Genomic DNA, 13,032 nt, shown 5'->3' with positions numbered 1-13,032 from the left:
TTAAGCCTCCCCAACCGTCAAGATGGTACCATCCATATTATACTCTGGGATGGGTAAGTTAAGCGGTGCTGGAACGCCATTAAAGACGCGACCTGCTAAGTCATACTTAGAACCGTGGCAGGGGCAGAAAAATCCGCCATACCAGTCATTACCGCCTAAGTCAGCGGCACCAACGTCAGGGCGATAGTTCGGCGCACAGCCCAAATGCGTACACACGCCTTCAACGACCAACACAGTTGGTTCTAAAGAGCGCGTAGGATTCGTACAGTATTCAGGCTGTAAAGAGGCAAGAGAGTTTGGGTCAGACAGCAATGGTTCGACTGACTCTAATCCTGCAATCATATCTTCGGTACGCTTAACCACATAAATAGGTTTGCCACGATATTTGATGACAATCATTTGTCCATCTTCGATAGAACCGATATCTTGGGTCACTGCAGCTCCTGCAGCTTCAGCTTTTGCGCTTGGCGTCCAAGAGCGGACAAAAGGTGTTGCCAAGGCAGCTACCCCAGCTGCACCAATCGCGGCAGTCGAGGCAATAAGAACTCTACGGCGTTTTACATTAACGCCTTCGGCATGGCTCATTAATACTTCCTCCAGGTGAATGAAATGGGATTATCCCACACTGGGTTTGTGGCTTAGAGAATATTGGCTTAAAAAATATAGATACAATATCAAGCCACTTTAGCTGTGCCTAATTTTGCTAATTGTTGCTATTCTAAGCTATTTTGGTCATAAAATAAATTATTGCGTTAAAAATAAAGCAACCTTGATAGGACATAGTATGAGGTTGAACAACATTATTTGTCCACGATGGCTTGGATATCACCGTATCGTTACTGTTTTTATGCCAGCAAGGTTTGTCAGCGCGATGACCTTATAATTAATAAGGGTATTTAGCAATAGCGAATGATACTTGAAATCGAGGGAATGTTCACTAACTTTCAGTCCCTAATCTCTGTGTAAGTGGTCGTAAACGAATAATCACCACACTATTAATAGCATGGTGATTATTTTGGCCTTTAAATATGCCATGGATAGAAACTTGAAATATCGGTTCATGGAATGTGTCTATTTAAAAGTACGTTTTAGCGACTCATTCTAGCCTTCAAGTGTGCTCCAGCGCTCAAGCTTGCTCATCATTTCATCTTCAATCACTAGTAAGCGCTCACTAGCTCCTGTTGCCGCATCGAAGTCTTTAGTAAACCATGAGCCGTCAGCCAGTTTTTCTTGCAGCTCATTTTGTTCAGCTTCAAGCACTGCAATCTCTTTTGGCAAATTGTCTAACTCACGCTGTTCATTATAGTTGAGCTTTTTGGCTGTGATACTAGGTTTTGCTACTGCTTGCTTGCTAGCTGATTTATTTGCTGCATTTGTATTACTTACTGGCGCTCTAGCAGCTTGTGCTGCTTGTTCACGATTTTTTTGTACCAGATACTCTTGATAGCCACCGACGTACTCTTTGACGATCCCTTTGCCATCTTCATCTTCGCCGAATACCCATGTTGAGGTGACGACGTTATCCATAAATGAGCGATCATGGCTGATGAGCAAAATCGTACCACCAAAGCTTGCGACTGATTCTTCTAATAGCTCAAGTGTCGCCATGTCCAAATCGTTGGTTGGCTCATCGAGTACTAGAATATTGGCAGGCTTCAATAGTTGCTTGGCAAGTAGGACGCGGTTACGTTCACCACCAGACAATGCCTTAACAGGTGTACGTGCACGCTCTGGAGCAAATAAGAAATCTTGCAAATAGCTCATAATGTGTGTCTTACGACCGCCAACTTCGACGAAATCTGAGCCTTCTGAGACGTTTTGTGCAACACTCGCTTCTAAATCTAACTGATCACGTAACTGATCGAAAAACGCGATTTTTAGATTGGTTCCTAGCTCTACGCTACCTGTCTTGGTGACTTCGTCATCAGACATATCGAGTAGGGCTTTGATAAGCGTGGTTTTACCAGCACCATTAGGCCCGACAATACCGATTTTATCACCGCGCATAATAGTCGTCGTAAAGTTATCAACCAATACATTGCCATCATACTCAAGATGCAAGTTCTTAACTTTGCAGACGAGCTTGCCGCTTTTTTCGCCTTGACCCATGGTGATGTTTACATTGCCCACTTGTTCACGGCGGTCGCCACGCTCTTCACGTAAGGCTTTTAGCTCACGGACACGGCCTTCATTACGGGTGCGGCGAGCTTTAATTCCTTGACGAATCCAAACTTCTTCTTGCGCCAATTTTTTATCAAAGTTCGCGTTATTTTTTTCTTCAGCCAATAACTGTAGCTCTTTTAGCTCTTGATAGCGTGCGTAGCCACCTTCACCTTGGGTTACGTCATAGCTGGTCAACTGACCGCGATCAAGCTCAATGATGCGCGTCGACAGTTTATTCACAAATGCTCTATCATGGGTAACGAACAACAATGTCAAACCTTGCCAATCCAATAAGAAGCGCTCTAACCATTCGATACTCTCAACGTCCAAATGGTTGGTAGGCTCATCGAGAAGCAGCACATCAGGCTTGGTAACTAGTGAGCGCGCAAGTAGTACGCGGCGCTTACGTCCACCAGACAGCGACGACAAGTCATCATCTGGATCAAGGCCCATCGTAGTAATAAGGCGAGTGGCATCACGCTCTAAATCCCAGCCATGTACTGCATCGATATCATGCTGTAAGTCGGCCATACGCTCACAGGCATCCATATCACCATTGGCACACATATCGACTTGCTTATTATAGTTAACCAGCAGATCAGCAGTGCGACGACTACCACCCATGACGATATCCAGTATGCGGCCACTGGTTTCTGGTACGTCTTGCTCAAGCATAGCAACACGTACACTACTATTGATGATGACTTCACCACTATCAGGCTGCAATGAGCCATTGATCAACTTAAACAGAGTGGATTTGCCTTCGCCATTGCGACCAATCAAACACACACGCTCGCCAGCATTGATCGCAAAATCAACGCCATCAAGAACGGGAGCCACGCCAAATGCGAGGTGAATATCTTTTAGATGTATCAGTGCCATAAAATATCTTAAGCTTATATAATAGTGAGGTAGGGGTTGTTGCAAAATTGGCAGCAGTATAACATGCCACCACCTGACTGTAGTGCGAGTAAATGGTTTATCAGTACTATTTTATTGCTATTTATTGGTAGTCAATATGCTATGCATGTTATCGCTTATGAATTGCTACCATTTCACGGTCATCAATCAAAAATGAATATTCCAGCAAATTCAGTATATGAATGCTATCACTTAGAGAAAAATATGGATCAATCTGTCCCACCAACGACACCTTTAATCAATCCTCAAGGCAATTCATCTGCTGCCCAAAGCGATCTACAACTTCAAGTGATTGAGTTACAGATGAACATGGCTCATCTGGAGCTAACGGTAGAGCGACTCGATGAAGTTATCGCTCGGCAAGACAAGCATATTCAGACTGTACAACGTCAATTGCAGCTTATTTACAAGCAAGTTGAAAGCCAAGATACCGAAGGAGGAATTGCTCCATTTGATGTTATGTCTGATAGGCCACCGCATTATTAAAAACCGTTAAAATAAGAGAAGCTGTCTCTATTTAGAATATATTCTTACTTTTGAATATGGTTAATGGTCGATGACTGTCTAGTCATAATTCGGTAATAATGTATTTTTACAGTTGTCTTAAGGTAAAAAAGACATTAGTATCCTTCTCCTTAGCTGCTGCCTACCTAGCAATTTTTGGTACGGCGGTAAAACAATGCGGATGTTTGGAGATACACAATGCGGGCCACCTTTCACCTAAAAACCCTTACAGTAGCTATTGCTGCTTTCTCTGTTGCTAGCGCTGCTAGTGCTGCTGGTCTTGATCGTTCAGGACAAGACGTTACCGCCTTTTTGCAAGACGGTACCTACGCTGAAGCGGTTTACACTTACATCGATGGTGATGTCAGTGGCCATGACAATGCTTATATCGGCCCTGATAAAAAGGCTTATGAGCAAGGTAAAAAAATCGATGATATCGCTGAGTCTTATGACTTTTTCCGTTATGGCGTAAAAGCAGATATCAATGATACATTCAGTGTTGGTATCTTATACGACGAGCCTTTCGGTGCTGCTGCTGATTATAGTGGTGATAATAATTTCGTGGCTAGAGGTGATTTGGATGCTTCGGTTAATGCCATTTCAGGTGGCAAAGCAAGCAGCGCAGCAGATGCGGGTCTGAAAATTGGTCAATTGACGGCAGGCGCAACACAAGCAGGTGCAGCAGCCGCAAATTTTGCAGCCCAAGCGCAAACCGCGACGACCCCACAAGCAGCAGCAGGATTCGCAGAGCAAGCGCAAGCTGCCCAAACCCAAGCGCAAACGCTAGCAGGTCAAGCTCAATCTCTTGGCGCAGCAGTAGCAGCCGCACGTGCAGAAGCAGCGACTACCGGTGAAGGTACTAACGTAGAAGTTCGTACCGAAAGCGTCACGGGTATCTTAGGTATGAAACTTGGTGAAAATAAAAACTTCCAAGTATATGGTGGCCCTGTGATGCAGCAAGTCCAAGCCGATGTAGCCCTACGTGGTATTGCTTACGGTCCTGCTACTGGCTATACCACTCATATTAGCTCTGATCAAGATTACGGTTGGTTAGCCGGTGTCTCTTATAGCAAGCCTGAGATTGCATTACTAGCTGCGTTAACGTATCGTTCAGAGATCGATCATAGCTTGAATATTGATGAGACTTATCCGCTAGTTGCCGCATTGGGTGGCGATCCTGTTCAGGGTAACAAAATTGATATCACTACACCTAAGTCAGTCAACTTTGACTTTCAAACAGGCGTGAATCAAACGACGTTAGCTACCGCAAAAGTACGTTGGGTACCTTGGACTGATTTTGCAATCGTGCCACCCCTTTATAACGAAGTCAGCAAGCGTTCAACAGGTGATGATAAAGGTCTTCCTTTAGTGAGCTATGATGAAGATCAATGGTTAGTAGAGTTGGGTCTTGCCAAGCGTTTGTCGCCAGCATTAGCTGTTACGGGTACGGTCGGTTGGGATAGTGGCGCTGGTGATCCAGTGACCTCGCTAGGCCCTATCGAGGGGTATTATAGTGCTGGTCTTGGCGCAAAATATAACCTCACTGAAAACTGGGCGGTATCAGCCGGTGGCAAGTATCTATGGTTCGGCGATGCTCAAGGTCAAATCCCAACGAAAACTATCGTTAGTGATTTTGACAGCAATGATGGCTATGCACTTGGTTTAAAAGTATCTTACCAAGCAAAATAGTATCAAACTAAAACATATCTAGTTTGGTTATCTATTTGACGATTTGGCAGCAAAAAAGCGATCCTAAGCGGGTCGCTTTTTTTTGCTCAAAATAAGGATAGTCAAATATGTACACTCTATTATCAGGGTATACTTCTTGATGACGGAGCATGAAGAAAAAGACGATTTTAGTCCAGTAAAAAGTAAATTCAAAAGATAATTTTACTAAAGGAAACAAGTGTTTAGTGTGTCAGTTACATGTAATCTGTACTGTTCAGTCATATTTAGGAAATAAAGTGCTTTAAGTGTTGTTTTAGTGTCAAAAAGCCATTATTATCGAAATCAGGACACTGTTTTTATAATTTAAATTTGCGTGCACCATGGCCAATTTTAGATTCGTAGGACGGTTAAACAACTAGGATGTTTGGAGATACATAATGCGCGCTACCTTTCACTTAAAAACCCTTGCGGTAGCTATTGCTACTATTTCTGTAGCCAGCATGACGAATGCTGCCGGTCTAGATCGTTCAGGTCAGGACGTCACTGCTTTCTTTCAAGATGGGACTTATGCCGAAGCGGTTTATACCTATATTGACGCTGATGTCAGTGGTAAAGACAGTGCTAACAATGTTCCTTCTAGTAATACCTATGTCGAAGGTGGTGACACGGGTGATATCGCTGAAGCTTATGATTTCTTCCGCTATGGCGTAAAAACTGACATCAACGATACGTTCAGTATTGGTATTTTATATGATGAGCCTTTTGGTGCAGCTGCCGAGTACACAGGCGATAGCAATTTTGTATCGAAGGGTGATCAAAACGCGTCTATCCAGCAACTGACTAATGGTCAATTCAATGGTGCAACGCTTGGTCCTACAATAAATGCTTTGAGAGCTCAAGCTGCAGCAGAACCTGATGCAGAAGTAAGAGCAGGCATCGTGCAACAAATTACAAATCTTAGTACTGTAGGCGCAATCGCTCAAGCTGAGGCAGGCAATGCAGGTGAAAACACCAATGTAGAGGTTCGTAGCCAAAGCTTGACAGGTCTACTTGGTATGAAGTTTGGTGCCAATAAGAATTTCCAAGTTTATGGTGGTCCAGTAGCACAGCGTATTCAAGCTGATACGAAATTACGTGGATTGGCTTATGGCCCTGCTACAGGTTACACTTCGACCAGTAACCCTGATATGGACTATGGTTATATCGCTGGTGTGTCTTTCAGTAAGCCTGAAATCGCTTTGAAAGCTGCATTGACTTATCGTTCTGAGATCGATCACGATATACAAATATCTGAGACTTATCCGCTAGCAGGTCTTAGAGCGCTTGGAGCAGGAGCTTCTCCAGCACAAGCGGAAGCAGCAGCAAATAGAAGCAGTGACTACGAGATCACCACTCCTAAATCAGTCAACTTTGACTTCCAAACCGGTATCAATCCAACTACATTAGCCACCGCAAAAGTACGTTGGGTGCCTTGGAGTGATTTTGTCATTACCCCTCCACTATACAATGCAGTTAGTATAAGCAGTGGTCTTTATGGCGATGACGGTTTAGATTTGGTTGAATATGAAGATGATCAGTGGCAAGTCGAGCTGGGTCTGGCTAAGCGTGTAGCACCAGCACTTGCCATTAGTGGTACGGTTGGTTGGGATAGCGGTGCTGGTGATCCGACTACTTCATTAGGTCCTGTCGATGGCTACTATAGTGTTGGTCTTGGCGCCAAGTATAACGTCACCAAAAACTGGGCAGTATCAGCTGGTGGCAAATACTTATGGTTTGGTGATGCTCAAGGCGCTCTACCAACTGACAAAATCGTTGCCGATTTCCAAGACAATGATGGCTATATCGCTGGCGTGAAGCTTTCTTATCAAGCGCAGTAATCAGTGAACACTTGTTACTTTTTTTAAAGTGTTAGATTTAACAAAAAAAAGCAGCCCATTGTGGCTGCTTTTTTTTGTTGGGGAAAAATTAAATAAAATAGTCTTAATTATCAATACTGTACGAAAGTACTAAAGAATAACTATATTCCTTTGCTATCGTTTTTCATCAAATAAATTATTAGACGCTTTTAAATACCGTAAATATATAAAAATTTTAACTAACATAAATCTATTTTTGGAAAAAGTCGAAAAGGGTATTGCTATAGCAGCAAACTTTAATTATGATACTGAAATCAGTTACGTTGTATTACATAGTAGTGATGTCTGATAACAATGAAAGGTAATATTGCGTAAGCGGTAGTTACATCTGCTAGTTAAATAATTAAGTCGTTTGGCAAAGGATTGCACAGCACAGGTTTCAATTACTGATATAAGTCATACCGTAATTAAGCTTTTTGCCAGTTATTTTATTCATGGAGGATATCAAGTGTCTCAAAAATTCCCTATCTCTAAACTCACTCTCGCTCTACTTACACTGTCAGCTGCATCGTTGACACAAGCAGCTGGTCTTGATCGTTCAGGTCAAGACATCAAAGGTTTTTTTAACCCTGGTACTTACGCCGAGATTGAGTATGCTTACATCAACACGGATGTTTCAGTTAATGATAATGCTGGGGCAATCGCAAACGGTGCTCGTCTTGGTATTACCTCTAACGAAGATGAGTACGAAAAGGGTGTAAATACGGGTAATGCTACCGACGATCCTTATACTTTTGCTCGCTATGGTGTAAAAACGGATATTAATGACAATATTAGTATCGGTGTGTTCTATGATGAGCCTTTTGGAGCAGAAGTAGAGTATACAGGAGATAATGCTTTTGTATCTCAACCAGGAAAACAGACAATCGTGGATTCTTCAACAGGAACTGCATTTCCTAATGAATTCATTAATCCAGCTGTTCTAGATTCTGATTATGATAAAAACACCAATGTTAGCGTTCATACTGAATCATGGACAGGTTTGGTAGGTTTTAAATCTAACGGCTTCCAAGTATATGGTGGTCCAGTGATACAAAAAGTAAAAGCAGAAGTGCATTTACGTGGCCAAGCATATGGTCCATTGACAGGTTATGATGCCAACGTCAATAAAGACACTGACTATGGTTGGGCGGCTGGTCTTTCCTATAGTAAACCAGAGATTGCCTTAAATGCAGCGTTAACTTATCGCTCGGAAATTGATCATAAAACCGCGGTAGGTGAAAGAGTACCTCTATTAGATAATGATCTTATAAAAAGTGTATTTATCGGTAAATATAATGAACTTAATCCTAACGATATAATCACGCCTGAATTGGCGGCAGCTATTGGTGCTGATGCGACTACCGAAGCAACTGTGACCACACCAGAGTCAGTTAACTTAAACATTCAGACGGGCTTAAGTGAAAAATATCAGCTGCTAGGCACATTGGATGTACGCTGGGTGCCTTGGAGTGACTTTAGTATTGTGCCTCCTCTTTATAATGCCTACTCTAAAGGAGCCGTTGCTGGTGGCTTACCACTATTGTCTTATGACAAAGACCAATGGAAAGTCGACGTTGGTTTGGCTAAACGCTTCAACGAAAAATTAGCGGGTTCTGTTGTGGTTGGTTATGACTCTGGTGCAGGTGATCCTGTCAGTTCATTGGGTACTATTGATGGTTTCTATAGTATCGGTGGTGGGGTTAAATATAATGTCACTCCTGAATGGGCCGTATCTGTCGGTGGAAAATACTTGAAGTTTGGTGATGCGACTGGACAGTTACCGAACGGCAGTATCGTTAGTAAATCTGAAGATAATGATGGTTACATCGCTGGTGTAAAACTGTCTTATCAGAGCCAGTAACTTCATTCTTAAACTTAGTTCTTATTTTGATTGAAATTTTATAAAGCTTATCGAGTTGTAATGGGTGAGCTTTATAATAATCTGCAATGTTTTAAATAAAATTATAGATATTAATAAAGAAGACTACTAAGTCGGTTGTTACTATCGAAGTTAAAAGTCATCTCTCTTCAAAAGTAATAAACCATTAAGTTTTGACTGGTCAAGCTACTTTTTAGTATCTATAAAAATTATTCAGCTATTATATAAATAGTTGAATATAAAGGGAATATCTCATTATAATCCATGGAGGAATACGAATGTTACCTAACCATCATTCAATCTCAGCTAATTCTACAGCAAAGAAATTCAATACCCCATTAAAAGCAAGTGTCGTACTTTTGACATCAATGATATTGGCCTCGTGTGCTAGCGATAATAATAATTCGTACAAACTAGGTGATATCTTTAATGATAGTCCAGTAATCACACCAACACCAACACCAACACCAACACCAACACCAACGCCAACACCAACACCAACGCCAACGCCAACGCCAACGCCAACGCCAACGCCAACGCCAACGCCAACGCCAGGTTATAGCTCTGAAGCAGAAGCAAACTTATCAGGTGTACAGCACTTATCTGTGAACACAGGTCAGCTTGCAGGTGTGAGAGAAGTGACCACACGTGATTTCGCGATTCGTAGCACCTCAGATGTTGATGCCCGTGCTGACACAGCTTTGACAGGAATCGTACCAGCAGCAGCAGCAGTGACCTTATCAAGTGATAGCGATGCCGATACTGAAAACGGTTTTAAATCTTATAATGGCACTGGTAACGTACTGGCTGCCGGTGACCTGACTTATACCTCAATCTATAAAGACTTTGGTGACAATGATGAGTTGCGTGTCGCTCACATCGATGGTGGTGTTAGTGCACTAGGTAGTACAATTCCAGTAGATGGTGTGATAGCCGTTGGTAAAAAGACAGCGACTCTACCGACCGAAGGTAAGTTTGAATACACTGGTGATGCAACCAACCGCAAAGTAGGTCCTGGTAATGCTATTGAATATGGCACCTCAGCATTTACAGCAGATTTTGTGGCGAAAAACGTTGCTGGTACGCTGACATTTGCGCAAGCTGGTAATATTGAACTAGGGGCAAGCATAGACGGTAATGAGTTCACTGGCGAAAAGGGTGGCTACAATACTGAAGGCGCTTTCTACGGTAAAGACGCCAACTATATCGGTGGTATCTATGAAGGCAATGACTCTCAAGGTACTTTTGGTGCTGAGAAGAATGAAGCCGTAACGCCAACACCAGGTTACAGCTCTGAAGCAGAAGCAAACTTATCAGGTGTACAGCACTTATCTGTGAACACAGGTCAGCTTGCAGGTGTGAGAGAAGTGACCACACGTGATTTCGCGATTCGTAGCACCTCAGATGTTGATGCCCGTGCTGACACAGCTTTGACAGGAATCGTACCAGCAGCAGCAGCAGTGACCTTATCAAGTGATAGCGATGCTGATACTGAAAACGGTTTTAAATCTTATAATGGCACTGGTAACGTACTGGCTGCCGGTGACCTGACTTATACCTCAATCTATAAAGACTTTGGTGACAATGATGAATTGCGTGTCGCTCACATCGATGGTGGTGTTAGTGCACTAGGTAGTACAATCCCAGTAGATGGTGTGATAGCCGTTGGTAAAAAGACAGCGACTCTACCAACCGAAGGTAAGTTTGAATACACCGGTGATGCAACCAACCGCAAAGTAGGTCCTGGTAATGCTATTGAATATGGCACCTCAGCATTTACCGCGGACTTTGTTGCGAAGAATGTTGCTGGTACGCTGACATTTGCGCAAGCTGGTAATATTGAACTAGGAGCAAGCATAGACGGTAATGAGTTCACTGGCGAAAAAGGTGGCTACAATACTGAAGGTGCTTTCTACGGTAAAGATGCTAACTTCATCGGTGGTATCTACCAAGGTAATGACTCTCAAGGTACCTTTGGTGCTGAGAAGAATGAAGCCGTAACGCCAACACCAACGCCAACACCAACACCAACGCCAACACCAACGCCAACACCAACGCCAACACCAACACCAACACCAACACCAACACCAACACCAACACCAACGCCAACACCAACACCAACGCCAACGCCAACACCAACACCAACACCAACACCAACGCCAACACCAACGCCAACACCAACACCAACACCAACACCAACGCCAACGCCAACACCAACACCAACGCCAACGCCAACGCCAACGCCACCAGCCAATCCAGATGTAGCCGCTAACGTTGATGTTACCGGAATTATGAGCAATACTTTAAGTAGCCAAGAAGGTTTAGGCACTACTAATGCTATTGGTTTCCGTCAGTTCGTTAACGATAATCAAGACTTCACGACTACAAGTACAAATGATAATGGTGAAGTTGTGCCAAATATCGTTGAAAATGAGAGCACCAATAACTTCCTTAATTACAATGAGTTTGATGCGCGTCTTGACATTGTTAAGCCAGAACAGTTTACTGAAACTACGAACTTAACCACAGTTCGGGATGACGACATTGTAGCTGGTAATGGCTTTATGAAATCTGCTAAACAAAACGTTGCAACGATCCAAAATGCCAATTCACCAATTGGTAAGATTGAGCTAAAAGTTGACTATGATTCAGTTTACAAAAATTTCAATTCACAGATGCAGATCGGTCATGTTTATGGTGATCTGCGTAAAGAAGGTTTTGCTGGTGGTGTGAAGTCACGCTATGCAAACGTCTATGCAACTGGTAATGGTACTGCTCAGGCTGATATGGATTATCTGAAAGCCCTAGGACAGTACAACATTGATAATGGTATCAATGACGGTATGGTGGCTTATGCTGGTGTTGCTACCTATGCAGAAAACATACATCTGCTAGACGGTACTGCTATAGATCCAGTTTTAGACGGCACTTCTAAATTTGATGTCGACTTTGTAAACAGTAAGCTTGAAGGTAAGTTGACGTTTGCAGATGGCGACTATAAGTATATGCCTGCTGGCAATGAAATTAATATTAATGCAGATATTACAGGCAATACCTTTGCTGGTATAAATGCTGATAACAACGTTCAAACCTCAGGTGGTTTTTATGGCAAGGATGCTAATTTCTTGGGCGGCATCTACCAAGAAGCGCAACCTGGCGATGTAGCAGGTACAGGTACTGCACAAGGAACCGGAACAACTTTCCAAGGTACCTTCGGTGCTGAAAAGCAATAATTCAGTCTGACAGTTTGTAAAAAAAAGCGCCTTAGGGCGCTTTTTTTTGTAGATGATAAACTGAGAAAGCAATCATTATTTCAGTTTACAGATGTTCTTTTAGTTGATTAATGTTGATTTTATTAAAGGGAGTGTTTTACAAAAAAAGATATTTTTTATTTAAAGAAAGACTATTGTTTATTTTTATCAATTGATATGTTGGTATGTATCGAATATATAGTCAGTATTTTAGTCTATCAATCATAGCTTATTATTATCTATTAATCATTTGAAAGTGATGACTTTTACACACTCACTATCTCACCGGAGTATGACAAAAATATTAATAAAGCATTTCTGTCATAGTTAATCAAATTTACTCAGAATTTTTTGATAAAAATACATCAATAATTAGAAATAATTATATTTTCATAGCCTTTTTAGGCATAAACTAAGAATATTTTACTTATTTTAGCTTTTTAAAAGAACTATAGTTCAACTATTGCCCTTAGCTAATCACTTTTATAGGTTGCTCATAAATGGTGGTTATTAATTTAAATTTTTGGCATGTGATATTAGTAAAGCAATAGTCATATACATAGATTCGACCTTCTTCATGATTTCTATATATTCTATTTAACAGATATTAATTAGTAACTAAAAGTTACAGTGGACATTAATCCATTTTTATTTATTGACTTTTTGTATGTAATTTGTTTATCTATACGCGTTAGTAGATAAAAGTTATGTTTAACGGAATATTCATAAAACTTTCATGGAGGAATTC

General features: G+C 41.9%; 7 protein-coding genes. 5 read left to right on the top strand and 2 right to left on the bottom strand.

All coding sequences use genetic code 11. From position 1 onward, the window contains the following. Both petA and ACMFL8_RS09380 read right to left on the bottom strand, forming a co-directional pair. On the bottom strand, window positions 1-585 hold the full coding sequence (gene petA / locus ACMFL8_RS09385) for a ubiquinol-cytochrome c reductase iron-sulfur subunit (RefSeq protein ID WP_194618925.1): 585 nt from the start codon (window positions 583-585) through the stop codon (window positions 1-3). Window positions 586-1,101: 516 nt separating this feature from the next. Further along, window positions 1,102-3,045 (bottom strand): ATP-binding cassette domain-containing protein, encoded by a 1,944-nt coding sequence (locus tag ACMFL8_RS09380; protein WP_413190786.1) that lies wholly within the window; start codon window positions 3,043-3,045, stop codon window positions 1,102-1,104. A gap of 63 nt (window positions 3,046-3,108) precedes the next feature. Between ACMFL8_RS09380 and ACMFL8_RS09375 the strand changes: the two genes are divergently transcribed. From ACMFL8_RS09375 to ACMFL8_RS09355, 5 genes are all read left to right on the top strand, one after another. Then, a complete protein-coding gene (locus ACMFL8_RS09375; protein WP_413190785.1) occupies window positions 3,109-3,570 on the top strand; it encodes a SlyX family protein in 462 nt (153 codons plus the stop codon). Between the two features lie 216 nt (window positions 3,571-3,786). After that, complete coding sequence (locus ACMFL8_RS09370; protein ID WP_413190784.1) at window positions 3,787-5,277, top strand: hypothetical protein; 1,491 nt, start codon at window positions 3,787-3,789, stop codon at window positions 5,275-5,277. 416 nt (window positions 5,278-5,693) lie between these two features. Next, the gene (locus ACMFL8_RS09365) at window positions 5,694-7,133 is read left to right on the top strand and encodes an outer membrane protein transport protein (RefSeq protein ID WP_210539946.1); all 1,440 of its coding nucleotides are present in this window, start codon (window positions 5,694-5,696) and stop codon (window positions 7,131-7,133) included. A 487-nt stretch (window positions 7,134-7,620) separates the two neighbouring features. Further along, on the top strand, window positions 7,621-9,015 hold the full coding sequence (locus tag ACMFL8_RS09360) for an outer membrane protein transport protein (protein WP_413190783.1): 1,395 nt from the start codon (window positions 7,621-7,623) through the stop codon (window positions 9,013-9,015). Between the two features lie 296 nt (window positions 9,016-9,311). Beyond that, a complete protein-coding gene (locus ACMFL8_RS09355) occupies window positions 9,312-12,266 on the top strand; it encodes a transferrin-binding protein-like solute binding protein (RefSeq protein WP_413190782.1) in 2,955 nt (984 codons plus the stop codon). The last annotated feature ends 766 nt before the right edge of the window (window positions 12,267-13,032 follow it).

It is taken from the genome of Psychrobacter sp. AT9 (assembly GCF_047272965.1).
In the GTDB taxonomy this organism is placed as follows: domain Bacteria; phylum Pseudomonadota; class Gammaproteobacteria; order Pseudomonadales; family Moraxellaceae; genus Psychrobacter; species Psychrobacter glaciei.
Note: the sequence above shows the minus strand (reverse complement) of the source record. Positions and strands in the feature narration are given on the sequence as shown.